23 protein-coding genes and 1 other RNA gene are annotated in these 25,619 nt (G+C 59.6%); 15 read left to right on the forward strand and 9 right to left on the reverse strand.

Translation table 11 applies throughout. From position 1 onward, the window contains the following. Positions 1–6: 6 nt before the first annotated feature. The 4 genes from ssrA to ompA form a co-directional block, all read right to left on the reverse strand. Positions 7–394: a transfer-messenger RNA gene (ssrA, locus tag ACZ5SR_RS12515) on the reverse strand. Positions 395–407: 13 nt separating this feature from the next. After that, positions 408–1,073: an HAD-IA family hydrolase gene (locus ACZ5SR_RS12520; protein WP_464448987.1), complete on the reverse strand. Its 666-nt coding sequence runs from the start codon at positions 1,071–1,073 to the stop codon at positions 408–410. A 2-nt stretch (positions 1,074–1,075) separates the two neighbouring features. Then, positions 1,076–1,786 (reverse strand): bifunctional 2-polyprenyl-6-hydroxyphenol methylase/3-demethylubiquinol 3-O-methyltransferase UbiG, encoded by a 711-nt coding sequence (ubiG, locus tag ACZ5SR_RS12525; protein WP_464448988.1) that lies wholly within the window; start codon positions 1,784–1,786, stop codon positions 1,076–1,078. A gap of 92 nt (positions 1,787–1,878) precedes the next feature. Then, positions 1,879–2,535: an outer membrane protein OmpA gene (gene ompA / locus ACZ5SR_RS12530; protein ID WP_464448989.1), complete on the reverse strand. Its 657-nt coding sequence runs from the start codon at positions 2,533–2,535 to the stop codon at positions 1,879–1,881. 236 nt (positions 2,536–2,771) lie between these two features. Between ompA and gyrA the strand changes: the two genes are divergently transcribed. The 10 genes from gyrA to ACZ5SR_RS12580 all read left to right on the forward strand — a co-directional run bounded on the left by gyrA (position 2,772) and on the right by ACZ5SR_RS12580 (position 14,883). Next, positions 2,772–5,456: a DNA gyrase subunit A gene (gene gyrA, locus ACZ5SR_RS12535; RefSeq protein ID WP_464448990.1), complete on the forward strand. Its 2,685-nt coding sequence runs from the start codon at positions 2,772–2,774 to the stop codon at positions 5,454–5,456. 3 nt (positions 5,457–5,459) lie between these two features. Beyond that, the gene (gene serC, locus ACZ5SR_RS12540) at positions 5,460–6,551 is read left to right on the forward strand and encodes a 3-phosphoserine/phosphohydroxythreonine transaminase (RefSeq protein ID WP_464448991.1); all 1,092 of its coding nucleotides are present in this window, start codon (positions 5,460–5,462) and stop codon (positions 6,549–6,551) included. 36 nt (positions 6,552–6,587) lie between these two features. Then, the gene (gene pheA, locus ACZ5SR_RS12545) at positions 6,588–7,688 is read left to right on the forward strand and encodes a prephenate dehydratase (protein WP_464448992.1); all 1,101 of its coding nucleotides are present in this window, start codon (positions 6,588–6,590) and stop codon (positions 7,686–7,688) included. Between the two features lie 18 nt (positions 7,689–7,706). Continuing rightward, a complete protein-coding gene (locus tag ACZ5SR_RS12550; protein ID WP_464448993.1) occupies positions 7,707–8,603 on the forward strand; it encodes a prephenate dehydrogenase in 897 nt (298 codons plus the stop codon). Positions 8,604–8,606: 3 nt separating this feature from the next. Next, positions 8,607–10,598, forward strand: coding sequence for a bifunctional 3-phosphoshikimate 1-carboxyvinyltransferase/cytidylate kinase (locus ACZ5SR_RS12555; RefSeq protein WP_464448994.1), 1,992 nt, complete (start codon positions 8,607–8,609; stop codon positions 10,596–10,598). 217 nt (positions 10,599–10,815) lie between these two features. Continuing rightward, the gene (rpsA, locus tag ACZ5SR_RS12560) at positions 10,816–12,495 is read left to right on the forward strand and encodes a 30S ribosomal protein S1 (RefSeq protein WP_464448995.1); all 1,680 of its coding nucleotides are present in this window, start codon (positions 10,816–10,818) and stop codon (positions 12,493–12,495) included. A 113-nt stretch (positions 12,496–12,608) separates the two neighbouring features. Beyond that, positions 12,609–12,923, forward strand: a complete 315-nt coding sequence (locus ACZ5SR_RS12565; RefSeq protein ID WP_464448996.1) for an integration host factor subunit beta — start codon at positions 12,609–12,611, stop codon at positions 12,921–12,923. A 103-nt stretch (positions 12,924–13,026) separates the two neighbouring features. Next, positions 13,027–13,314: a lipopolysaccharide assembly protein LapA domain-containing protein gene (locus tag ACZ5SR_RS12570; RefSeq protein WP_464448997.1), complete on the forward strand. Its 288-nt coding sequence runs from the start codon at positions 13,027–13,029 to the stop codon at positions 13,312–13,314. After that, positions 13,304–14,461, forward strand: a complete 1,158-nt coding sequence (gene lapB / locus ACZ5SR_RS12575) for a lipopolysaccharide assembly protein LapB (RefSeq protein ID WP_464448998.1) — start codon at positions 13,304–13,306, stop codon at positions 14,459–14,461. Before ACZ5SR_RS12570 ends, lapB begins: the two co-directional genes overlap by 11 nt. A gap of 122 nt (positions 14,462–14,583) precedes the next feature. Beyond that, positions 14,584–14,883 (forward strand): ComEA family DNA-binding protein, encoded by a 300-nt coding sequence (locus ACZ5SR_RS12580; protein ID WP_464448999.1) that lies wholly within the window; start codon positions 14,584–14,586, stop codon positions 14,881–14,883. Positions 14,884–14,886: 3 nt separating this feature from the next. On the opposite strand, the gene ACZ5SR_RS12585 is transcribed toward ACZ5SR_RS12580, so the two are convergent. Together ACZ5SR_RS12585 and ACZ5SR_RS12590 are read right to left on the reverse strand one after the other, a co-directional pair. Beyond that, positions 14,887–18,561 (reverse strand): hydantoinase B/oxoprolinase family protein, encoded by a 3,675-nt coding sequence (locus tag ACZ5SR_RS12585; RefSeq protein ID WP_464449000.1) that lies wholly within the window; start codon positions 18,559–18,561, stop codon positions 14,887–14,889. 33 nt (positions 18,562–18,594) lie between these two features. Next, positions 18,595–19,128 (reverse strand): winged helix DNA-binding protein, encoded by a 534-nt coding sequence (locus tag ACZ5SR_RS12590; RefSeq protein ID WP_464449001.1) that lies wholly within the window; start codon positions 19,126–19,128, stop codon positions 18,595–18,597. A 211-nt stretch (positions 19,129–19,339) separates the two neighbouring features. On the opposite strand from ACZ5SR_RS12590, the gene ACZ5SR_RS12595 reads away from it, so the two are divergent. From ACZ5SR_RS12595 to crcB, 5 genes are all read left to right on the forward strand, one after another. Continuing rightward, the gene (locus ACZ5SR_RS12595; RefSeq protein WP_464449002.1) at positions 19,340–20,314 is read left to right on the forward strand and encodes a TRAP transporter substrate-binding protein; all 975 of its coding nucleotides are present in this window, start codon (positions 19,340–19,342) and stop codon (positions 20,312–20,314) included. Positions 20,315–20,318: 4 nt separating this feature from the next. Further along, entirely contained in the window at positions 20,319–20,828 is a 510-nt protein-coding gene (locus ACZ5SR_RS12600; RefSeq protein WP_464449003.1) for a TRAP transporter small permease, read from the forward strand. A 6-nt stretch (positions 20,829–20,834) separates the two neighbouring features. Next, positions 20,835–22,136, forward strand: coding sequence for a TRAP transporter large permease (locus ACZ5SR_RS12605; RefSeq protein ID WP_464449004.1), 1,302 nt, complete (start codon positions 20,835–20,837; stop codon positions 22,134–22,136). Positions 22,137–22,215: 79 nt separating this feature from the next. Beyond that, entirely contained in the window at positions 22,216–23,232 is a 1,017-nt protein-coding gene (locus ACZ5SR_RS12610) for a recombination-associated protein RdgC (RefSeq protein ID WP_464449005.1), read from the forward strand. A 34-nt stretch (positions 23,233–23,266) separates the two neighbouring features. Then, positions 23,267–23,659, forward strand: coding sequence for a fluoride efflux transporter CrcB (gene crcB / locus ACZ5SR_RS12615; protein WP_464449006.1), 393 nt, complete (start codon positions 23,267–23,269; stop codon positions 23,657–23,659). A gap of 22 nt (positions 23,660–23,681) precedes the next feature. Here the strand turns inward: crcB and ACZ5SR_RS12620 are convergent, their stop codons facing one another. The 3 genes from ACZ5SR_RS12620 to ACZ5SR_RS12630 all read right to left on the reverse strand — a co-directional run bounded on the left by ACZ5SR_RS12620 (position 23,682) and on the right by ACZ5SR_RS12630 (position 25,614). Then, positions 23,682–24,770 carry an XdhC family protein gene (locus tag ACZ5SR_RS12620; RefSeq protein ID WP_464449007.1) on the reverse strand — a complete coding sequence of 363 codons (1,089 nt, stop codon included), beginning with the start codon at positions 24,768–24,770 and terminating at the stop codon, positions 23,682–23,684. Further along, positions 24,767–25,177: a CoxG family protein gene (locus tag ACZ5SR_RS12625; RefSeq protein ID WP_464449008.1), complete on the reverse strand. Its 411-nt coding sequence runs from the start codon at positions 25,175–25,177 to the stop codon at positions 24,767–24,769. Before ACZ5SR_RS12625 ends, ACZ5SR_RS12620 begins: the two co-directional genes overlap by 4 nt. A 137-nt stretch (positions 25,178–25,314) precedes the next feature. Beyond that, positions 25,315–25,614: a hypothetical protein gene (locus ACZ5SR_RS12630; RefSeq protein ID WP_464449009.1), complete on the reverse strand. Its 300-nt coding sequence runs from the start codon at positions 25,612–25,614 to the stop codon at positions 25,315–25,317. Positions 25,615–25,619 lie beyond the last annotated feature (5 nt).

Here is a 25,619-nt window from a genome sequence, read left to right on the forward strand (position 1 = left end):
TTAATTTGGTGGAGCTGGGGGGATTTGAACCCCCGTCCATAAGTCTTTTTCGTACAGTTCTACATGTGTAGTCGTCTGATTTGAGTCTCGCCAAATGCACCGCGCAGCGACACGCTGAACACCCAGCCAGTACCCTTTTTTCTCACACCACCTCAAGGTACCCGAGGTGATGCCAGCCCATATGTTTTACCTTGCAGCTAGGACTTTGAGGGGTTTAACCCCCTCATCACCCTAACCCAGCCTATCGGCCAACTGTTGCAAGGCTCACCGGATTAAGCGGCGAGTGCGAAACGTTCGTCGTTTGCAGTTAGTTTTTTTCCGAAGATTAACGAGGATCAGAACCTCGACATGCCCTGCCACGCGTCCGAACCCATGTCGAAACCAGTGCAGCCCCTGAGGAGACTATTTTAGGCGCTCTGGAGGAATTTCAAGAGGTCCATCGGCGAATCAATGTGCAAATGGGCATTCCAGCGTGAAATATCGGTCTGCTGCCCCAAATAACCATAGGTCGCGGCCACGGTGCCCATGCCGGCGGCCAGGCCCGCGACGATGTCACGCTCGTCGTCACCCACGTACACACAGCGCGCCGGATCAATGGCCAGCCGTCGCGCCGCCTCGAACAAGGGCTCAGGATGCGGTTTGGCATGCGGCGTGGTGTTGCCACTGACAATGGCTTTCGCCGTCGCAAAAAGCGGCATCGCCGAAGTCAAAGGGTCGGTGAATCGGCTCGACTTGTTGGTGACCACGCCCCAAGACAGGCCCCAAGCATCGAGGCGGGCGATCATGTCGACCACGCCGTCGAAAATGCGGGTGCGTTCGGTCATGCAGCTTTCGTAGTTGACGAAAAACTCTTCTTTCATGACCTCGAAGTCAGGGTGCTCGGGTGTCATCCCAAAGGCGATGCCCAGCATCCCCCGGGCACCAGCTCCGGCCATGTGGCGGTAATGATCCAGAGGCAAAGAGGGCATGCCTCGGTCAACCCGCATTTTGTCCACGGCCGCGCCCAGATCAGGGGCGCTATCGATCAAGGTGCCATCCAAATCAAACAAGACGGCTTGTGCGTGGTGAAACATGTTCAGGCTTTCCTGCAGGCCAGCAAATAATTCACGCTGGTATCTTGGCTGAGCCAATAACGCTTGGTAAACGGGTTGTATTCCATGCCCTTGAAGCCTTGGGCATCCAGACCAGCTTCACGCGCCCAAGCGGTCAACTCGCTGGGTTTGATCAGGCGGGCAAATTCGTGTGTGCCTTTGGGTAACAAATTCAGGATGTACTCGGCACCGACAATGGCAAACAGGAAAGATTTGGGGTTGCGGTTGAGCGTGGAAAAGAACACCCAGCCGCCGGGTTTGACCAGTTGGGCACAGGCTTTGACCACCGAAGCCGGATCTGGCACGTGTTCCAACATTTCCATGCAAGTGACCACATCGAACTGCTCGGCTTGTTCTGCCGCCAGCGCCTCGGCGCTGACTTCGCGGTACTGCACCCCTTGGGTGCCCGCTTCGAGCGCATGCAACTGGGCCACTTTGAGGGATTTGGTGGCCAGGTCGGCTCCCAGCACCTGGGCACCCTTGCGCGCCATGGCATCGGCCAAAATGCCGCCGCCGCAACCAATGTCCACGACATTCAGGCCCGCCAAGGGCACCAAACCGTTGATCCATTCGAGGCGCAACGGATTGATCTGGTGCAGTGGGCGAAATTCGCTCTCAGGGTCCCACCAGCGGTGAGCCAGATCGGAGAATTTGGCCAGTTCGGCCGGGTCAACATTGGAATGGCTTGTAGTCATGGGGTCTGATTGTCGGTGAACAGGCCACCAGCGGTGAACGACAGACGAAAAAAAGCCCCATTGCTGGGGCTTTTTGCTAATCCTGTAAAGGATTACTTGTTGGCGCGTGTGCCCACCACTTCGATTTCCACACGGCGGTTCTTGGAACGGCCAGCAGAAGTCTTGTTGTCAGCCACTGGCTGCTTCTCGCCTTTGCCTTCGGTGTAAACGCGGTTTTTCTCGATGCCCTTGGTCACCAAGTAAGCCTTCACAGCGTCAGCGCGCTTGACAGACAGCTTCTGGTTGTAAGCGTCAGCGCCGACGGAGTCGGTGTGACCCACAGCAATGATGACTTCCAGATTGATGCCTTTGACTTTGCCAACCAGATCGTCCAGCTTGGCTTTGCCTTCAGCCTTCAACACAGCTTTGTCGAAGTCAAAGAAAGCGTCAGCAGCGTAAGTGACTTTGGTGGCAGCAGCGGGTGCAGGTGCAGGTGCAGGTGCAGGTGCAGCAGCCTTAGGTGCTGGTGCTGGAGCAGCTTTTGCTGCTGGTGCAGCAGCAGGGGCAGCTTTAGGAGCAACGATGGCACCATCGCAGCCGGCAGCGGCTGTGGCAGGTGTCCAGTTGGCATCGCGCCAGCAGAGTTCTTGTGTGCCGTTTTTCCAAGCATCGCCGGAAGCGTTGCGCCAGTTGTCAACGGATTGAGCGCCTGCGGCTGTTACGAGAGCTGCGGAGGCAAACAACATCGCCACTTTGTTGAATTTCTTCATGGTCTTCCTCTTAGGGGATAAAGCCGCAGACTCGCTGCGAAAAAAATACGTTTCAAGTGACCGTCACATGAACCGTTGACATTTATTGTGCCATACACGGAAGGCCTATTCGTTAAATGGCTCACGCGCCTCTCAGGCTGCCGTCTTAATGAATGACAAATGTTGCATATACGCGACAGCGGCTTGCACCTAAAATCACAGGTTCACATCGCGTCCATTTATCCCTCACTCTTTTTATGACCCAGTTCGCCAAAGAAACACTGCCCATCAGTCTGGAAGAGGAAATGCGGCGCAGCTACCTCGATTACGCCATGAGCGTGATTGTGGGTCGCGCCCTGCCGGATGCCCGTGACGGTTTGAAACCTGTGCACCGCCGAGTCTTGTTCGCCATGCACGAGCTGAACAACGACTGGAACAGACCTTACAAGAAATCGGCCCGTATCGTGGGTGACGTGATCGGTAAATACCACCCGCACGGCGACCAGTCGGTCTACGACACGATCGTGCGCATGGCGCAAGACTTTTCCATGCGCCACATGCTGGTCGACGGCCAGGGCAACTTCGGCTCGGTGGACGGCGACAACGCAGCGGCCATGCGGTACACCGAAATCCGCCTGGCCAAGATCGCCCACGAGATGCTGGGCGACATCGATAAAGAAACCGTCGACTTTGGCCCCAACTACGACGGCTCTGAAAAAGAGCCCTTGGTGCTGCCCTCGCGCTTGCCTAACTTGTTGATCAACGGCTCGGGCGGCATTGCGGTGGGCATGGCCACCAACATCCCGCCGCACAACTTGAACGAGGTGGTAGACGCTTGCCTGCACCTGCTGCGCAACCCCGAAGCCTCGATCGATGAGCTGATGGAAATCGTGCCTGCGCCTGACTTCCCCACAGGTGCCATCATTTACGGCATGACCGGCGTCAAGGACGGCTACCGCACCGGCCGCGGCCGCGTGGTCATGCGGGCCAAGTGCCACTTTGAAGATATCGACAAAGGCCAACGCCAGTGCATCGTGGTCGATGAGTTGCCTTACCAGGTCAACAAAAAGACTTTGCAAGAGCGCATGGCCGAGTTGGTGCACGAAAAAAAGATCGAAGACATCAGCCACATCCAGGACGAGTCTGACAAGTCGGGCATGCGCCTGGTGATCGAACTCAAGCGCGGTGCCGTACCTGAGGTGGTGCTGAACAACCTGTACAAACAGACCCAGCTGCAAGACACCTTCGGCATGAACATGGTGGCCCTGATCGACGGCCAACCCAAGCTGTGCAACCTGAAAGACCTGATCCAGGTCTTCTTGCAGCACCGCCGCGAAGTGGTGACACGCCGCACGGTGTTCGAGCTGCGCAAAGCGCGTGACCGTGGCCATGTGCTGGAAGGCCTGGCCGTGGCTTTGGCCAACATCGACGACTTCATCGCCATCATCCGTGGCGCGCCCACACCGCCTGTGGCCAAGGCCGAGCTGATGACCCGCGCCTGGGACAGCCAGATGGTGCGCACCATGCTGACGCGCGCCCGCGACGATGGCTCTGTGGTCAATGCCGACGACTACCGCCCCGAAGGTCTGGAGCGCGAATACGGTTTGGGACAGGACGGCCTGTACCGCCTGTCGGACACACAAGCGCAGGAAATTTTGCAGATGCGTCTGCAGCGCCTGACGGGTCTTGAGCAAGACAAGATCGTGGCTGAGTACAAAGAGGTCATGTCCGAAATCGAAGACCTGCTGGACATTCTGGCCAAGCCCGAGCGCGTGTCCACCATCATTGGTGACGAGCTGGGCACTGTGCGCCAGGAATTTGGTCAAACCAAGATCGGCGCACGCCGCAGCGAGATCGAGCATAGCGCTCAAGACCTCTCCACCGAAGACCTGATCACGCCCACCGACATGGTGGTCACGCTCAGCCACAGCGGTTACATCAAGAGCCAGCCCCTGAGCGAATACCGCGCACAAAAGCGTGGCGGCCGTGGCAAACAGGCCGCCGCCACCAAAGAAGACGACTGGATCGACCAACTCTTCATCGCCAACACGCACGACTATTTGCTGTGCTTCTCGAACCGGGGCCGGTTGTATTGGCTCAAGGTCTGGGAAGTGCCTGCCGGTTCGCGCGGCTCGCGTGGCCGTCCGATCGTCAACATGTTCCCCTTGCAAGAAGGCGAAAAGATCAACGTGGTGCTGGCCCTGACCGGCGCAGCGCGCACCTTCCCTGACAACCAGTATGTGTTCATGGCCACGTCCATGGGCACCGTGAAGAAGACCTCGCTGGACGAATTCAGCAATCCGCGCAAGGGCGGCATCATTGCCGTCAACCTGGATGAGGGCGACTTCTTGATTGGCGCTGCGCTGACCGACGGTCAACACGATGTGATGCTGTTCAGCGACGGCGGCAAAGCCGTGCGCTTTGACGAAAACGATGTGCGACCGCTCGGCCGCAGCGCCCGTGGCGTGCGCGGCATGATGATCGAAGAGCATCAAAGTGTCATCGCCATGCTCGTGTCTGAACAAGAAGACCCGGCCGCAGCTGCAGACGAAACCGCAGCCCGCGCCAGCGTCTTGACCGCGACCGAAAACGGCTACGGCAAGCGCACCAACATCAGCGAATACACCCGCCACGGCCGTGGCACCAAGGGCATGATCGCCATCCAGCAATCCGAGCGTAACGGCAAAGTCGTCGCCGCCACCTTGGTTCATGCCGACGACGAGATCATGCTGATCACCGACACCGGTGTTTTGGTGCGCACCCGCGTGTCCGAAATTCGCGAAATGGGCCGCGCCACCCAGGGTGTGACCTTGATTGGCTTGGACGAAGGCGCCAAACTCTCCGGCCTGCAACGCATCGTCGAAAACGACGCCAACATGGCCGAAGGTGAAACCGGTGATGCCGACGCAGCAGCGGACGACAGCGCACCTGCAGCGGAATAAGCCATGAGCCGCGCTTTCAACTTCTCGGCGGGCCCTGCCGTCATGCCGGAGGCTGTGCTGCAACAAGCTGCGGCAGAGATGCTCGACTGGCACGGCTCGGGCATGAGCGTGATGGAAATGAGCCACCGTGGCAAAGAGTTCATCAGCATTTATGAGCAAGCCGAAGCCGACTTGCGCGAACTGTTGGCGGTGCCTGCGAACTTCAAAATCTTGTTCATGCAAGGCGGCGGCTTGGCTGAAAACGCCATCGTCCCGCTGAACCTTTCGCAAGGCGGTGCCATGGACTTTGTGCTCACAGGCAGCTGGAGCCAAAAGTCTCTGAAGGAAGCGGGCAAATACGGTACAGCCCGTGTGGCCGCGACGGCGCAGACAGAAGGTTTCACCACCCTGCCCGCACCAGCCACATGGCAAATCGGTGCTGACAGCCGCTATGTGCACATCTGCAGCAACGAAACCATCCACGGCGTGGAGTTTCACGAACTGCCAGACCTCAAAACCCTGGGCTGCGATGCACCGCTGGTGGTTGATTTTTCTTCGCATGTGGCTTCGCGCACGGTGGACTGGTCCCGCGTGGGCCTGGCCTTTGGCGGGGCGCAAAAGAACCTGGGCCCGGCTGGTCTGACCTTGGTGATCGTGCGCGAAGACCTGATCGGTCACGCCCTGCCGCATTGCCCCAGCGCTTTTGATTACAAGCTGGTGAACGACAACCAGTCGATGTACAACACCCCGCCCACCTACAGCATTTACATCGCAGGGCTGGTGTTCCAGTGGCTGAAAAAGCATGGCGGCATCGCGGCCATGGAACAACGCAACATCGCCAAAGCCCAACTGCTGTACGACTTCCTAGACAGCTCCAGCTTGTTCGAAAACCGTGTCGCCAGGGACTGCCGCTCGCGCATGAACGTGCCCTTTTTCCTGCGCGACGAATCACGCAACGACGCATTCCTGGCCGGAGCCAAAGCCGCCAACCTGCTGCAGCTCAAGGGCCACAAATCGGTGGGCGGCATGCGTGCCAGCATTTACAACGCCATGCCCCTCGAAAGCGTCCAAGCCTTGGTGGCTTACATGCGCGAATTTGAAAAAACACAGGCCTGAAGTCCGCCCAACAGGCTGCCAGAAAGTAAACGAGACATGATCCAACAACCCATTCAGTCGGATGCCCTGGGCGCTTTGCGCGTGCAAATCGACGCGCTGGACAAACAGCTGCTGAGCCTGCTGAACCAACGCGCCCACGTGGCCGAACAAGTGGGCGAGATCAAACGCGCCGAAGGCTCGCCCTTCTTCCGTCCCGACCGCGTGGCCCAGGTCATCGACAAGATCACCAACGCCAACCCCGGCCCGCTCAAAAACGAACATGTGGCCTCCATCTGGCGCGAGATCATGTCGGCCTGCTTGGCCCTCGAAGCGCCACAGCGCGTGGCGGTACTCGGCCCTCAGGGTACGTTTTGCGAGCAAGCAGCCATCGAATTTTTTGGCAGTGCGGCCAACCTGATTTACTGCGCTAACTTTGACGAAGTTTTCCACGCCACCGCTGCGGGCACTGCCCAATATGGCGTGGTGGGCATGGAAAACTCCACCGAAGGCGTGGTGGCTCGCTCGCTCGACTTGTTCTTGCGCTCACCCGTGCACGTCGTGGGTGAGGTGAGCCTGCAAGTGCGCTTCAATTTGCTGCGCCAACTCAACTCAGACGCGGGCATCGAGGTCGTGATGGCACACCCCCAGGCGCTGGCCCAGTGCCAAGGCTGGTTGTCCAAGCACCTGCCACACGTGGAGCGCCGCGCCGTATCCAGCAACGCCGAAGGCGCTCGCCTGGCCGCCACCAACCCCGCTTGGGCCGCGTTGGCCAGCGAACGTGCCGCCAGCCAGTTTGGTCTGCACATCGTGCACCACGCCATCCAGGACGAAGCCTTCAACCGCACCCGCTTTGCCGTGATCTCTTTGCCGCAAACCCTGGCCACGCCCCCCGCCTCTGGCAAGGACTGCACCAGCCTGGTGGTGTCGGTGCCCAACCGTCCGGGTGCGGTGCACGATTTGCTGGTGCCGCTCAAAAACAACGGCGTGTCCATGACCCGCTTTGAGTCGCGTCCCGCCAAATCGGGTCAGTGGGAGTATTACTTCTACATCGACCTGCAAGGCCACATCAGCGAGCCGCATGTGGCTGCCGCTTTGCAAGAGTTGCAAGGCCTGTGTGCTTTTTACAAGGTGCTGGGTTCTTACCCCGTTCCTGAATGACCCCCGAGTGAGCGCACGGTGAAATTTCAACGCCTGGCCCTGATTGGCTGCGGCCTGATGGGCGGCTCGTTTGCGCTCGCGCTGCGACAAGCGGGCCTGGTGCAGCACATCACCGGTTTCAGCGCCTCTGAAAAAACCCGTCGACGCGCGCTTGAGCTGAAGGTCATCGACCAAGCTTGCCGCAGCGTGGCCGAGGCGGTGCAAGGCGCTGATTTGGTCTTGCTGGCCGTGCCCGTGGGCGCGATGCACAGCAGTTTCACTGCCTTGCAAGGCAGCCTGTCACCCAGCGCCTTGCTGATGGATGTGGGCTCGACCAAATGCGATGTGATCACGGCAGCCCAGGCCACTTTGGGCGATCGCCTGAGCTGCTTTGTGCCCGCCCATCCGATTGCGGGCAAAGAAGTGGCGGGCATTGAGCATGCCGAGGCTTCGCTTTACCAAGCGCGTCGCACCATCCTCACGCCCTTGCCGCAAAACAGCATCCGCCAAATCAAAACAGCGAGCGAAGTGTGGACCGCCATCGGCAGCCACGTGAGCCACATGACAGCGCAGGCGCATGACGCCACTTTTGCAGCCGTCAGCCACTTGCCCCATTTGCTGGCTTTTGCCGCTGTGAATGCACTGATGGCCCAGCCGCAAGGAACGGCGTTTTTGGAGATGGCGGGTCCAGGCTTTCGAGATTTCTCCCGCATTGCCGCGTCCGATGCCTCGGTGTGGCGCGACATTTTGAGCGCGAACCACGCCGAAGTGCTCACGCAAATGGCGCACTTCCGTGCGGCCCTCGACCAATTTGAAAACACCTTGAAGCAAGGCGACACCGCCGAGCTGCAACAACTGATTCAACAAGCCAGCGATGTGCGCTCGGCTTGGACGCTGCAAGCGGGTAACGCTTGCAACAAAGCTTCTGAAGACTGAACGATGTTCTCCACCGCCTTTCTCGACCTTCCTGCGCTGCAAGGCGCGTCCGGCACCGTCACCCTGCCCGGTTCCAAGAGCATTTCGAACCGCGTGCTGCTGCTATCGGCGCTGTGCCAAGGCACCACCGTCGTTCATGACTTGCTGGACTCGGACGACACCCGCGTGATGCTGGCCGCGCTGCGACAGCTGGGCTGCGGGGTCGAGGTGGCAGGCACCACAGTGACCATCACCGGCCTGGGCGGTCGCGCTTGGCCTGCCGAGGCCATTGAGTTTTTCATGGGCAACGCAGGCACGGCGATGCGCCCGCTCACCGCTGCGCTGGCCGTGCAGGGCGGCGACTTCACACTCAAAGGCGTGCCCCGCATGCACGAGCGGCCAATTGGCGACTTGGTGGACGCCCTGCGCGAACTGGGCTGCACCATCGATTACTTGGGCAACGAAGGCTACCCTCCGCTGCGCGTTGGCCAACCTTCGCTGCAACTGGACAAGCCGATTCCCGTGCGCGGTGATGTGTCCAGCCAGTTCCTCACCGCACTGCTGATGGCGCTGCCCCTGGCCGCTCAAGACCGCGCCATCACCATCGAAGTGGTGGGCGAACTCATCAGCAAGCCCTACATCGAAATCACACTCAACCTGCTGGCGCGCTATGGCATTGCCGTGGAACGCCAAGGCTGGGAGCGCTTTGTCATCCCAGCAGGCAGCCGCTACCAGTCGCCGGGCACGATCCATGTCGAAGCCGATGCGTCTTCGGCCAGCTATTTCATCGCGCTGGGTGCGATTGCTGAAGGCAGTGGCATACGCATCCAGGGCGTGGGCGCAGACTCCATTCAGGGTGACATCCGCTTCATGGACGCCTCAGCCCAGATGGGCGCCAAAATCAGCAGCGGCCCCAACTGGCTCGAAATCCAGCGCGGCGCTTGGCCCCTCAAAGGCATCACGCTCGACTGCAACCACATCCCCGACGCGGCCATGACGCTGGCCGTGATGGCGCTGTATGCCGACGGTCCGACCACCCTGCGCAACATCGCCAGTTGGCGCGTGAAGGAAACGGACCGCATAGTGGCCATGGCCACCGAAAGCCGCAAGCTCGGCGCCACCGTCGAAGAAGGCCCGGACTGGATCACCATCCATCCACTGCCCGCCGGAAAATGGCAACGCGCCAGCATCCACACCTACGACGACCACCGCGTGGCCATGTGCTTCTCGCTGGCTGCTTTCAACGCCGACCAAGTGCCGGTACGCATCGAAGACCCCAAGTGCGTGGCCAAGACCTTTCCTGATTACTTCGAGGCCTTGTTCTCGGTCGCGCACACAGGAGCTGCCAACATCCCGGTCATCTGCATCGACGGCCCCACGGCCTCGGGCAAAGGCACGCTGGCCAGCCGCGTGGCCGCCGCTTTGGGTTACCACTACTTGGATTCAGGCGCGCTCTACCGCGTCACGGCCCACGCCGCTTTGCAAGCGGGGCTGACGCTGGAAGCCATCGATGAAGCTGCGATTGCCAAGTTGGCCCGCAGTCTGCCCGTGCGCTTTGAAGGCGAGCAAGTGCTGCTGGACAACGTCGACGTGACCGATGCCATCCGCAGCGAACAAGGCGGCATGAACGCCTCCAAAGTCTCTGTTTTACCTGCCGTGCGCGAGGCACTGGTCGATCTGCAACACAGCTTTCAGCGCCTGCCAGGCCTCTTGGCCGATGGCCGCGACATGGGCACGGTGATATTCCCGAGCGCCCCTTTGAAGGTGTTTTTGACCGCCAGCGCCGCCAAACGCGCTGAAAGACGGCATAAGCAATTGATTTTGAAGGGTTTTTCGGCTAATATCGACGCTCTTCGCGCTGACTTGGAAGCACGCGACGCACGGGACATGTCCCGCAGCGTGGCGCCACTCAAGCCCGCACAAGATGCCTTGCAACTGGACAACTCCACTTTGACCATCGAAGCCTCGGTGGAACAAGTGATGGTCTGGTGGCAAAGTCGGCAGGTTTTCGGTTGATCGACAACAGTTCACAAACCGAAAACAGCCACCCCAGCCCGCCCTGTGCAGGCTGACCTGAAGTTCCACCCGGCTCTCATCGTGCAGCTTGCACACTGGCCAGGTGGTTTTTTTAAAACCAACCGCGGTTCACACCGCAAACCAATCGCCACTGTCAGCTCCTGGAAACGACGCATGTCGCGCTCGTCAGTCCTGAACTTGTGGATGAGGAAACACCATGTCTGAATCATTTGCCGCCCTATTCGAAGAATCACTGACGCGCACGGAAATGCGCCCAGGTGAAGTCATCACCGCTGAAGTCGTGCGCATCGAGCACAACTTCGTTGTGGTCAACGCCGGTCTCAAGTCCGAGTCCTACGTGCCCCTCGAAGAGTTCAAGAACGACCAGGGTGAAGTCGAAGTCCAGGTCGGCGACTTTGTCTCGGTGGCCATCGGCTCCATCGAAAACGGCTACGGCGACACCATCTTGTCCCGTGACACCGCCAAGCGTTTGGCTTCGTGGATGTCTTTGGAAAAAGCCTTGGAATCCGGCGAGTTCGTCACTGGCGTGACCAGCGGCAAAGTCAAAGGCGGCCTGACTGTTTTGGTCAACGGCATCCGCGCTTTCTTGCCCGGCTCTTTGGTCGACACACGTCCCACCAAAGACCTGTCACCCTATGAGAACAAGACCCTGGAATTCAAGGTCATCAAGCTCGACCGCAAGCGCAACAACGTCGTGTTGTCACGCCGCGCTGTGGTGGAAGCCTCCATGGGCGAAGAGCGCGCCAAGCTGATGGAAACATTGCGCGAAGGCTCCATCGTTCACGGTGTGGTCAAGAACATCACCGAATACGGTGCATTCGTGGACTTGGGCGGCATCGACGGCTTGCTGCACATCACCGACATGGCATGGCGCCGTGTCCGTCACCCATCCGAAGTGGTCACGGCTGGTCAAGAAATCACTGCCAAGATCCTCAAGTTCGACACCGAAAAGAACCGCGTGTCCTTGGGTCTGAAGCAAATGGGCGACGACCCATGGATGGGCGTGAACCGCCGCTACCCACAAAGCACCCGCATGTTCGGCAAGATCACCAACATCGCCGATTACGGCGCGTTTGTGGAACTCGAGCCAGGCATCGAAGGCTTGGTGCACGTCTCCGAAATGGACTGGACCAACAAGAACGTGGCTCCATCCAAGATCGTCGCTTTGGGTGACGAAGTCGAAGTCATGGTCCTCGAGATCGACGAAGACAAGCGCCGCATCAGCTTGGGCATGAAGCAGTGCCGTGCCAACCCATGGCAAGAGTTTGCTCAGAACACCAAGCGCGGCGACCGCGTCAAGGGCCCGATCAAGTCGATCACCGACTTCGGCGTGTTCGTGGGCTTGGCTGCCGGCATCGACGGCTTGGTGCACCTGTCTGACTTGTCTTGGAACGAAACCGGCGAAAACGCCGTGCGCGAATTCAAGAAGGGTCAAGAAGTTGAGGCTTTGGTCTTGGCTGTGGACGTGGACCGCGAGCGCATCAGCTTGGGCATCAAACAGCTCGACTCCGATCCTTTCACCACCTTCACCTCCATCAACGACAAGGGCCAGATCGTCACAGGTAAGGTCAAGACCGTGGATGCCAAGGGCGCTGAAATCGACCTGGGCGAAGACATCATCGGTTACCTGCGTGTGTCCGAAATCTCGCGTGACCGCGTGGAAGACGCGAGCCACGTGCTCAAAGTCGGCGACGAAGTCACTGCCGTTGTGGTGAACGTGGACCGCAAGACCCGCAACATCCAGTTGTCGATCAAGGCCAAGGACCAAGCTGACCAGCAAGAAGCCATGGCTTCCCTGTCGCAGCAGTCCAAGACTGAGAATGCTGGCACGACCAGCCTGGGCGCTTTGTTGCGTGCCAAGCTCGACAACAACTGATCCTTGTGATCTGAAGACGCTTGCTGTCTGAAAAGCCTGCCCCTGTCATGGGGGCAGGCTTTTTTCAGGTCCTTGCCTGAGTCTGGCACAAGCTCCCTCCATAAGTTGACATCATGACCCGCTCCGATCTGGTTGAAGAACTCGCCGCACGCTTTGCGCAATTGACCCATCGCGACGCCGAACTGGCCGTCAAGACGGTGCTCGATGCGATGAGTGACGCGCTGGTCAAAGGCCACCGCATCGAAATTCGCGGCTTTGGCAGCTTCTCGATCAACCGCCGCCCACCCCGCGTAGGGCGCAACCCCCGATCTGGCGAAAGCGTTCAGATTCCGGAAAAACGCGTACCCCATTTCAAGCCCGGCAAAGCGCTGCGCGAAGCGGTGGATGCAGGTACCAGCACCCCATCCCCAGAAGCCACCCGAGACTGACACGTCGCTCTGGTCTCCCCGGAACAGGCAAGGCACCTCTGCAACCTCATCCGGCTTGGCATCGCGGCACGCCCGTTAGAATGGGCAGAAATCGAGGTCTTCCATGAAACGTCTGCTTCGGCTGCTTCAGTGGCTACTGAAAGCTGCCGTCTTTTTCACCCTGTTTGCCTTTGCGCTGAACAACCAGCAAGAAACACGTGTCAACTTCTTTTTCGGCACGTTTTGGTCTGCGCCTACCGTTTTGGTGGTGCTCTCCGCTTTCAGCCTTGGGGTCGTGGTGGGCGTCTTGGGCATGGTGCCCAGATGGTGGCGACACCGCCAGGCCTTGCGCATGAACCCGGCACCCGAAGCCGAGCCCAAGTCTGCACCAGAGGCCTCGCATGGAACTTGATCTGACCTGGATTTTGCTGGGCTTGCCTGCGGCATTTGCCTTGGGCTGGATCGCATCGCGCCTGGATTTGCGCCAGATGCGCATCGCCAACCGGCAGGCACCGCGGGCCTACTTCAAGGGCCTCAATTACCTGCTCAACGAGCAACAAGACAAGGCGATCGACGCCTTCATCGAAGCCGTTCAAAACGACCCCGACACTTCTGAATTGCACTTTGCACTTGGCAATTTGTTTCGCCGCAGGGGTGAATACGATCGCGCCGTGCGCGTTCACGAACACTTGCTCTCGCGTGCAGACCTCAGTGCTGCAGACCGACAACGCGCCCAACATGGCCTGGCACTGGATTACCTGAAGGCGGGTCTGCTGGACCGCGCAGAAGAAGCGCTGCGCAAGCTGGAGGGCACTGCCTACGAGGGGCAGGCACGGCTGGCACGGCTGGCCATTTACGAGCGATCGCGCGAATGGCCTGAAGCAGCCAGGGTGGCTGGCTTGCTCGAAAAATCAGGTGAAGCCAATTTCGACATGCGCTTGGCCCACTACCAATGCGAGCAAGCACGCGAAGCAGTGCAGCAAGGTGATGCGGCCAAAGCCACACAACTGTTGACGGCCGCCACACAGGCGAACCCCGAAGCCGCCCGACCGCGCATTTTGCTTGGGCAATTGCAACTGTCCCAAGGGCATGCTGCGCAAGCGTTTGAGACCTTGTCGGTGCTGTTTGAACGTGCCGACGTGGCAGCTCCCTTGGCCGCAGCCAGTTTGGTCAAAGCCGCTCAAGCAGCCAATGTGTGCAACGCTGCAAGCCAAGTCCTTCAGGCGCATTACGACAAACAGCCTTGCATTGACGTCCTCGATGGCATCACGGCACTGGCCTCAGACTCGGCGCAGAATGCTGCGGCATCGCACCAGCGCTACCTCGATCATTTGAGCCAACATGCCTCCTTGATGGCGGCCACCCGTTGGTTGATCGAAGAAAACAGGACCACCAACCCTTTGCCAGCACCGGTTCAAAAAGCGCTGGAACAAGCCATTCGACCCTTGGCGCGTTACCGATGCGCCGCCTGCGGATTTGAGGCCAAAGAACACTTCTGGCATTGCCCTGGCTGCCAAGCTTGGGACAGTTACCCACCAAGACGCATTGAAGAGTTGTGAGCATTGGACTTGAAACACCTTGTTTCAAGTCCTCTGATCCAAACCCTTCCCCGATCACCAATCCCCAACCAGAATGGCTCTGGCTGCAAAGCAATGCAGCGCCAGAACAGGGAGCGATCGGTATGCGCTACAAACTCTTATCAGGCATCGTGTCCATCCTCTGGATGGGCGTCGCTTGGGCACAAGTGGATCTGAACCATGCCAAGGAAATGGACCTGGACGGATTGAAAGGTGTCGGCCCCACCATGACTCGGGAAATCATGCGCGAACGCCAAAAAACGCCATTCCGCGATTGGGCAGACGTCATGCAACGTGTCAAAGGCATAGGCCCCAAAAAAGCTGCCAGCCTCTCGGAACAAGGCGTTCGGGTGCAAGGCCAGGACTATGGCCAAGCCCCGCCTACATCCCCCAAAAAACCCTGAACATCAGGCCGCCGCGCCAGGATCACCAAAACCACCGCCGCCCGGCGTGTGGATCTCAAACACATCGCCCGCCTGCATCTCGACTTGGCCAATGTGCGCCAACTCTTGCACACTGCCATCGCTGCGCACCACGCGGTTGATGCCCGGCAAGCCACTGTGCCCGCCCGCCATGCCAAAGGCCGGGTGAACCCGACCGTTGGACAAAATGCCCGCCGTCATCGGCTCCAGAAAGCGCACGCGCCGCACGCCGCCGTCGCCGCCGTGCCAGCGCCCGGCTCCCCCCGAGCCTTGGCGGATCGCATAACTCTCCAAGCGCACCGGAAAGCGGAATTCCAGCACCTCCGGGTCGGTCAGGCGTGAATTGGTCATGTGGGTTTGCACCACCGAAGTGCCATCAAAACCACCGACCAACTGGCCCTGCGCATCAAAACGCCCACCCGCACCACTGCCACCCGAAATCGTTTCGTAATACTGCACGCGGGCGTTGCCGAAAGTGAAGTTGTTCATGGTGGGCTGGCTGCCCGCCATCACGCCCAAAGCGCCAAACAGCGCGTTGGTGATGCAGGTCGAGGTCTCCACATTGCCCGCCACCACCGAAGCCGGTGGATTGGGGTTGAGCATGGAGCCCTGAGGAATGATGACCTTGAGCGGCTTCAAGCAACCCGCGTTCAGGGGGATGTCGTCGTCCACCAGGCTGCGGAACACATACAGGACAGCTGCCATGCACACCGCACGCGGGGCATTGAAGTTGTTGGGCAGCTGGGCGCTGGTGCCGGAGAAATCGATCTCGGCCGTGCGCTCGGTGGCATTCACGCGCACCGCCACCTGAATCTGCGCCCCGTTGTCCAGCGGCAAAGAAAATGCACCGTCTTTGAGGCGCGTGATGACGCGGCGCACCGATTCTTCGGCGTTGTCTTGCACATGGCGCATGTAGGCCTGCACCACGTCCAGACCAAACTGCTCGACCATGCGGCGCAGCTCTTGCACGCCTTTTTCGTTGGCGGCAATCTGCGCCTTCAGGTCGGCCATGTTCTGCGCAGGGTTGCGCGAGGGGTACTCGCCGCTTTGCAGCAGCGCCACCATCTCGGCCTCGCGCAGGTGTCCGGCATCGACCAGCTTGACGTTGTCGATCTGCACGCCCTCTTCTTCGATGCGCGTGGAAAACGGCGGCATGGAGCCCGGCGTCAAGCCGCCCACATCGGCATGGTGTCCGCGTGAGCCGACATAAAACACGGGGTCTTTGTGGCCGTCTAAATAGACCGGGGTGATCACGGTGATGTCAGGCAGGTGTGTGCCGCCGTGGTACGGGTCGTTCAGCACAAACACATCGCCCGGCTGCATGCGGCCTTGGTTCTCCTTGATCACGGTCTGGATGCTCTCGCCCATCGAGCCCAAGTGCACCGGCATGTGCGGCGCGTTGGCAATCAAATGGCCTTCGGCGCTGAACAGCGCACATGAAAAGTCCAAACGCTCCTTGATGTTGACCGAGTAAGCGGTGTTTTGCAGCTGCAGCCCCATCTGCTCTGCGATGTTCATGAACAGGTTGTTGAAGACCTCCAGCAGCACCGGGTCGGCCTGCGTGCCTGCGGCGTGCTGCACAGCCCGCGCTTGCACGCGCACCAGCAGCAAATGGTCGAGTGCCGTCAATCGCGCTTGCCACCCCGATTCCACCACCGTGGTGGCGTTCTTCTCGGCAATGATGGCGGGGCCATCGATCACGTCGCCGGGGCGCATGTCTTCGCGCACCACCAGCGCGGCGTTCTGCCACTGGGCCACGCCTTGTGCGTTGGCGGCATAGACCTGCACGGTGTCGCGGCGCGGCACATCGCGCTCAGCGTTCAGCGCATGAACAGCCTCTTCGGGCGCATCGCCGGGCAGCACCGCCTCGACCGACACCGCCTCGACCACCAAGGCTTTGCCCTGCATCAAGAAAGCAAAGCGTTGGCGGTAGGCCGCCTCAAACCCGGCCACCAATTGGGCTTGATCACCCCAAGGCACGACCAGCGCCGAATCGGTGCCTTCGTAGCGCAAATGCGCGCGCTGGCGCAGCTCGATGCGGTCGGTACCTCCAGCATCCACGCCCATTTGCGCCAGCAGGGCTTGGCGCGAGGTCTCGCCCAAAGCCTGCAAACGCTCGGCCATGAAGGGCATGGCGGCCGCATCCAAGCGCCGCTCAATCGATTCTTCGCGCATCACGTTCTGGTCGGCCAAGCCCATGCCATAGGCCGAGAGCACACCCGCCAGCGGGTGCACCAGCACCTGCGACATGCCCAGGGCATCGGCCACCAAACACGCATGCTGCCCGCCCGCACCACCAAAGCATTGCAGGGTGTAACGCGTCACGTCGTAGCCCCGCGCCACCGAGATTTTCTTGATCGCGTTGGCCATCTGCTGCACCGCGATCTGGATGAAGCCATGCGCCACGTCTTCAGCGGCACGCCCGGTTTGTGTGGCCAGTTTTGCAAAATGCCCCCGCACCACCTCGGCGTCGAGCGGCTGGTTGGCTTCTGGGCCAAACACCGACGGGAAAAACTTCGGTTGCACCTTGCCCACCATCACGTTCGCATCGGTCACGGCCAACGGCCCGCCCCGTCGGTAACTGGCGGGCCCCGGGTTGGCCCCCGCGCTTTGCGGTCCCACCCGAAAACGCGCACCGTCATAGGCCAGCAAAGACCCGCCGCCTGCGGCCACGGTGTGGATGCTCATCATCGGCGCGCGCATGCGCACACCGGCCACCTGCGTTTCAAACTCGCGCTCGAACTGCCCAGCAAAGTGCGACACATCGGTGGACGTGCCGCCCATGTCAAAACCAATCACCTTGTCGTGCCCCGCCAACTGCGCCGTGCGGGCCATGCCCACAATGCCGCCCGCTGGGCCGCTCAAAATCGCGTCCTTACCCGCAAACACTTGCGCATTGGTGAGGCCGCCCGAAGACTGCATGAACATCAGCTTCACGCCCGGCATTTCGCTCGCCACCTGGTTCACATAGCGCCCCAGAATCGGTGACAAATACGCATCCACCACCGTGGTGTCGCCCCGGCTGACCAGCTTCATCATCGGGCTGGTCTGGTGCGAAGTGCTGACCTGGGTGAACCCCACCTCACGCGCCAGGCTCGCCGCAGCCAGCTCATGCGCCGTGTGCCGCCAGCCGTGCATGAACACAATGGCCACCGAACGCACGCCTTGTGCGTGCGAGTTCACCAATTGGGTGCGCAAATGCACCTCATCGAGTGGCTGCAACACCTCGCCATCCACCGCCACCCGCTCTTGCGCCTCGACCACCGCGCTGTACAGCAACTCGGGCAAAACAATCTGGCGGTCAAACAGGCGCGGGCGGTTTTGATAGGCAATGCGCAGCGCGTCACCAAAGCCTTGTGTAGTCACCAGCAGCGTCGCCTCGCCCTTGCGCTCCAGCAGCGCGTTGGTGGCCACCGTGGTGCCCATCTTCACGCACTCGACCTGCTCGGGCGTGACTGGCTCACCAGCTTTCAAGCCCAGCAAATGGCGAATGCCCGCTACGGCTGCATCGCGGTATTGCTCGGGGTTTTCAGACAGCAGCTTGTGCGTGACCAAAATGCCGTCGGGCCGCTTGCCGACCACGTCGGTGAATGTGCCGCCCCGGTCGATCCAAAATTGCCAACGGTTTTTGCCAGCGGGTGTGATGTGGGATTCGCTCATAAGTCGCTCAACAATCAGAATTCAAAAACAGTTTCACAAAGAAGCCGCAGCGCGCGCAGCCTGGTCGTACATACCCGAGAGCACACGCAGCAAGCGGGCCAACTCGCCAATGTCGCGGTTCAAGCCATCGTCGGCCTTCAGGGCATCGATCAGGCAGCTCTCACGGATCTCGCGGTAGCGCTGCACATAAGCGCGCCCTTCATCGGTCGCCGCATAGGTCACGTCCTTGCCATTTTTTTGCGACACCACCACACCCAGGCCTTGCAGTTTTTTCAGGGCGTAATTCACCAAATGCGTGTCTTCGATGTTCATGATGAAACAGATGTCGGCCAGGCGTTTGTCTCGCGCACGGTGCGTCACATGGTGCAGCACCAGCACATCCAGCGGCGTCAAATCTTTCAAGCCCGCCGCCGCCATGCAGTGGATGATCCAGCGGTGAAACGCGTTGCCCGCCACGATCAGACCGAACTCAAACTCGCTCATCTCGGCGCTGTCGGGAGAGACCAGATGGGCCGAGGACACGATGGGGTTGGCGTTCGCCGTGGTGCTTGAGTTTTTGCGCGGCATGGTGCGTTTCAGAGGATCAATGACGCAAAGTCTATGTCCGTTACCAACAATTTGCCAACAATTTGTTGACATTAAGGGAAACTACCGATCACACACAGGCCACAACTTGCCTACAGTGATCCCCAGCCAGATGCACCCGATGCGCGCGCCAAGCGGGCACCTTTCTTGCACTGCTCGTTTGACCGTTCATTCCACATTCACAGGAGTTCTCATGCAACGTCGCGCCCTTCACCTCAGCCTGCTCGCTGGCCTGCTCGCTGTCTCCGGCTTCGTCTCGGCCCAAACCAAATGGGACCTGCCCGCCGCTTACCCCGCCACCAACTTCCACTCGGTCAACATGACCCAGTTCGCGGCCGATGTGGACAAGGCCACAGCAGGCAAGCTCAAAATCACGGTGCACGCGAATGCGTCCCTCTTCAAAGCACCTGAAATCAAGCGTGCCGTTCAAGGCGGTCAAGCCCAGCTGGGCGAGATCTTGCTGGTGAACTTCCAGAATGAATGGCAGCCCTTTGGTGCCGATGGTCTGCCTTTCCTGGCCGACAGCTACGACGAATCCATGAAGCTTTACAAAGCACAAAAGCCGCTGCTGGAGAAGAAACTGGCAGAGCAAGGCATGATGCTGTTGTACTCGGTGGCCTGGCCTCCACAAGGCATTTACAGCAAGAAGCCAATCAACAGCGCCGCCGACCTCAAGGGCATCAAGTGGCGCGCTTATAGCCCCACCACCGCCAAGATCGCTGAACTGGTGGGCGCGCAACCCGTGACCGTGCAAGCCGCTGAATTCTCACAAGCCTTGGCCACCGGCGTGGTCGAATCCACCATGACTTCGGGTGCGACCGGCGTGGACAGCAAGCTGTACGAACACCTCAAGTACTACTACGACGTGCAGGCTTGGTTGCCCAAAAATGCGGTGATTGCCAACAAGAAAGCTTTCGACGCGCTGGACAAGCCTACGCAGGACGCTTTGCTCAAAGCCGCAGCCGAGGCGGAAACCCGTGGTTGGGCCGAGTCCCGCAAGGTCAACACCACCACCATGGAAACCCTCAAGGCCAATGGCATGACCATTTCAGCACCTTCGGCCCAACTCAAGGCCGACATGAAAAAGGTGGGCGACACCATCATGAAGGAATGGCTGGAAAAATCCGGGTCTGAAGGCAAAGCCATCGTCGATGCCTTCAAGCGCTGAGTCGATGCGCCGACTGCTCAACGCCGTGTATGGAAGTGCCGCCGCCCTGGCGGCACTTTGCATGTGCGGCCTTTTGTTCATGGTGCTGCTGTCCATACTGAGTCGGCAGCTCCATTTCCATGTACCTGGAACCGACGCCTATGCCGGTTACCTGATGGCTGGCGCTGGCTTTTTGGCGCTGGCCCACACCCTCAAGCGTGGCGAACACATCCGTGTCACGCTGGTGCTGGGTTTGTTCAAAGGTGGTGCACGCCGGGGTCTGGAAATTTTCAGCCTGGGTCTGGCCAGCTTGCTGGCTTGTCTGTTTGCCTTCTACAGCTGCCGCTTGGTGTGGCAATCCATTGAATTTCATGACATCTCGACTGGCAACGATGCCACGCCTTTGTGGATTCCGCAGTTGGCCATGGCCACCGGCACTCTGATTTTTGCGCTGGCTTTTGTCGATGAACTGGTGCTCGAAATTCTCGGCCAACGCACATCTCCTGACAGTGGCGAAATGCTGCGCAACGAATGATCCGCCATGAATGATTTGATGATCACGGGACTGCTGGTCCTGACCCTCTTTCTGATTCTGGGCAGTGGCGTGTGGATTGGCCTCACCTTGTCAGGCGTGGCGTGGGTGGGCATGCAAATGTTCTCAGCGCGGCCTGCAGGTGATGCAATGGCCGTGACCATTTGGGGCTCGGCTTCGAGCTGGACACTCACGGCTTTACCGCTGTTCATCTGGATGGGCGAGATTTTGTTTCGCACGCGCCTGAGTCAAGACATGTTCAAAGGCCTGGCACCATGGATGCAAGCCTTGCCTGGTCGTTTGCTGCACACCAATGTGGTGGGCTGCGCGATCTTTGCAGCCGTGTCCGGATCGAGTGCGGCCACCTGTGCCACGATTGGCAAGATGACATTGCCCGAGCTGCAAAAACGGGGCTACCCCGAAGACATGGTCATTGGCACGCTGTCCGGTTCGGGCACGCTGGGCCTGTTGATTCCACCGTCGATCATCATGATCGTTTATGGCGTGGCGGCCGATGTGTCGATTGCCCAACTCTTCATCGCGGGGGTCTTGCCCGGCTTGTTGCTGGCGGGTCTTTTTTCGGGCTACATCATTTATTGGTCACTGCGCCACCCCGACCAAATACCCCCGCGTGACGCGCCCATGAGCTTCATGCAAAAACTGGAAGCGTCCAGCAGTCTGATCCCGGTGGTCTTGCTGATTGCGGCCGTTTTGGGTTCGATCTACACCGGCTTTGCCACCGCCACCGAAGCCGCCGCGGTGGGCGTGATGGGTGCTTTGGTGCTGTCGGCCTTGCAGGGCTCCATGAGCTGGGCTGTGTTCAAGGACGCCCTGATGGGGGCCACACGCCTGTACTGCATGATCGCGCTGATTTTGGCGGGTGCCGCCTTCTTGACCTTGTCCATGGGTTACATCGGCCTGCCCCGCCATCTGGCGGAATGGATCGGTGGCTTGGGGCTGAGTCCGCTGGCCTTGATCATGGCCTTGATGGTGTTTTTCATCATTTTGGGGTGCTTTCTCGACGGCATATCGATGGTGGTGCTGACCATGGGCGTGTTGATGCCCACGGTGCAAAAAGCAGGCATCGACCCGATCTGGTTTGGCATCTTCATTGTGTTTGTGGTTGAAATGGCGCAAATCACACCACCGGTGGGCTTCAACCTGTTTGTGCTGCAAGGCATGACGGGCAAACAGCTGCCCTACATCGCCCGTGTGTCCATGCCCATGTTCTTCCTGATGGTCGGCGCGGTGTTGCTGATTTATTTTGTGCCCGGCATCGTGACCTGGTTGCCTACCCAAATGAAGCTCTGATTTCGAGCGGCGTTTCATCCTCTATGATTCAACCCGTCCCCAAAGGACGGGTTGTTCATTTGGGACGAGAAGGAATAATGTGTTCAAGAATGTGATGGTTTACCGCATCGGCGAGGGCTTTGCGCCCACATTGGCCGATGTGCAAGCGGCCCTGGAGCCGGTGCAATTTGTGGAGTGTGGCGCGAGCCAAGACAAATCCATCGGCTGGGTGCCGCCACGGGGCGAAGCCCATGGCCCGCTGGTCGAATCGGTCTCGGGCCAGTGGATCCTGAAACTGATGATCGAGTCCAAGGCCGTGCCCGGCAATGTGGTGCGCCGCAAGGTGGACGAACGCATCGCCGAGATCGAAGCGGCCACCGGTCGCAAGCCTGGCAAAAAAGAAAAGCGCGACCTGATGGACGAGGCTCTGTTGTCGTTGTTGCCTCAGGCCTTTGCGCGCCAATCCACCGTGCTGGTGTGGATGGACCTGGAGAACCGCCGTTTGGTGCTCAATGCAGGCAGCCAAGGCAAGGCCGACGAAGTCATGTCGGCGCTGATGAACGTCATGGGCGGCTTGTCTGTGTCCTTGATCCAGAGCGTGACCTCACCTCAAGCGGCCATGACGCAATGGCTCTTGGCACAGACGCCCGACGAGTGGCCCTCTGATTTGACGGTGGAGCGCGAAACCGTGCTCAAGTCCACCGGCGAAGACGCCGCCAGCGTGCGCTTCACCCGCCACCACCTGGCCAATGACGATGTGCGCAAGCATGTGATGGAAGGCAAGCTGCCCACCCAACTGGCGCTCAGCTGGGACGGCCGCGTGGCCTTTGTGCTGACCGAGACCCTGCAGCTGAAAAAAGTGCAGTACCTCGACGGTGTGATGGACGAGTCGGGCACCGACAAGAACGAAGACCGCTTTGACGCCGACGTGGCCCTGTCCACCGGCTTGCTGGGGCCGCTGATCGACAGCCTGATCGAAGCACTGGGCGGCGAGATGGAACTGGGCGCAGCGGCGGCCGATCAGGCGCTGCCCAACCCAACGCGCACTGTGGTGAATTCGACCCTGAAGACAGGGGCAACGGGCGCAGCGGCGACCGACGAAGACCCGCCGTTTTAATCGTCGGTAAACCCCAAGCGAAAGGACCCCCGCCATGCTCACGGTGATCGCGATTTGCCTGGGTGCTTGTGTGGGTGCGCTGTCGCGCTGGCAGCTGGGGCTGTGGCTCAACCCCAGCACCGTCAGCGCTGGCCTGCTGCCCTGGGGCACCTTGGCGGCCAACCTGATCGGTGGTTACTTGGTGGGCGTGTGCGTGGGCGTGTTCCAGCAACTGCCCGAGCTCGACCCCGTTTGGCGCTTGGCTTTGGTCACCGGTTTTCTGGGGGCACTGACCACGTTTTCCAGCTTCTCTGCCGAGGTGGTGGCCATGCTGCAGCAAGGCCGCTTTGCACTGGCCGTGGGCACAGCCGCCTTGCACCTGTTGGGCTCGCTGGCCCTCACGGTGCTGGGGCTCAAAAGCGCTGCATTTTGGATGCTGCGTGGTTGACAGCCTCAAAAACCAGATCGCGTCAGACCTCAAGACGACTTGATAGGCTGAAACACACAGCGGCCGATCCGCTGCCCGGTTCCAGTTGCTCTTTGGCGGGCCCCACCTGCATATCGCGCGGCAAAGTTACCGCATTTTTCAAAGCCAGCACTTCTGCCATCACGCTGACCGCAATTTCTGGTGGCGTTTTGCTGCCAATGAATATGCCAATCGGTCCCCGCAAAGCCGCCAAGCTTGCTTCGGTTTGATCAAAGTGTTCGATCATGCGCGCGCGCCTGGCCTCGTCGTTGCGCCGAGAGCCAATCGCACCGACGTAAAGTGCGTCGCTGTTCAAGGCTTCCAACAAAGCCAAATCGTCCAGCTTGGGGTCGTGGGTCAAAGCGATCACACAGGTTCTGCGGTCCACATGGAATGCCTTGACCACGTCATCGGGCATGCCCGACAAGAGCGTCACCCCGGCCACCTGCCAGCTGCTGCGGTACTCCTCGCGAGGATCACAGACCGTGACGGCAAAGCCACAAAACAAAGCCATGGTTGCCAGGTATTCCGTCAGCTGACCTGCGCCAATGAGCAGCATGCGGTACTCAGGGCCGAAACTGTTGGCCAACGTGATGCCATCGTCCGTGAGCGGCTCTGGTTGATGGGCTCTGGCCAAAGTCACTTGACCAGTGGCCATGTCCGTGCGGCGATGCACCATCTGGCCGTTTGTGAGCATGTCCACCAGAGATTTCAGTTCAGCCACATCGGGGTTGAATTCGAGCACAAGCTCCAGAGTACCGCCACAGGGCAAGCCAAAACGGTGTGCTTCATCGGCACTCACACCGTAGGTCACACGTTCGGGTGATTTGGTAGGAATGTTGTGCGTCTTGTGTTCTGGCGCAGAAGTATCGGCAGATGAAGGAGCGTTTCTATAGCGGTAGACGAGGTCATCTTCGATGCAGCCACCAGAAACCGATCCCACCACCGCCCCGGTTTCGCACAGGGCCATGATCGAACCCACAGGGCGCGGCGACGAGCCCCAAGTCCGCACCACCGTGGCGAGCAATGCTTTTTGTCCCTGCGAACGCCAGCCCAAGAGCTGGGTCAATACCATGAGGTCAAGGTTTTTCATGTCTGGCTCGAACCTCTCAGCGTGCGACCATGACGACCACCGCCAGACTGCTTAGAGCCCGGTGCGACTTCGATGACTGATGGTTCTTGCGTAGCAGGGTACCGCTTTTCGAGTTCAACTTCAAAGCGCTTGCAAAAAGTCTTCGACCTGTTCTTGGACACCTCATCGATCAAGCGTTGTCCCAGTTGAGCGATTTTTCCGCCCACAGAAGAGTGCACCATGTAATGCAATTCGCAGCCCTTTTCCAACGGTTTAATTTCTATTGCAGACTCTCCTTTGCCAAATCCAGCCACGCCGCCTTGGGCAGCGAAATTGAGTTTGTACCTTTGGGGGAGAACGATGTCTGTCAATTTAACATGGCCATTGAACAAGGCTGAGACAGGCCTCATCTTGATGCCGATGGCCAAAGCGCGTTTTGATCGCCTGCAGGTTTTCGTAGCAATTCAGAGCCTCCCAAGCTTGCTGCTATGTCACTTGGCGCGAGCGTTGTCCATCCATCGCCATGTTAATTTTCTCCTGTCAAAACATCAACCATCAGCAAGGCTTAACCGCCGCCTCGCTGCATGTGAAGATCAAATCGTTTCATGAAGGCGTAACGCTGGTCGGCATCCATGCCCTGCATCACAAAGCTCACCCGCAGCACCGGCATACGCAAGAGCGCAATCACACGGGGCGGCATGACCTGCCAGCACAAACTGATGGTGCCTTTGTCAATGAAGGCTCGGGCGGTGCTGCCCGTGCGCTGCCAAGGGTAGTCGCCCATGGCGGCGGGCAGCCAGGACAGCCACTCAGCCTCTGTACACCCCATATCACGAACAAATTGCTCGGCGTAGCTCGATTGCATGTACC

The sequence above is a fragment of the Limnohabitans sp. TEGF002 genome (assembly GCF_055395845.1).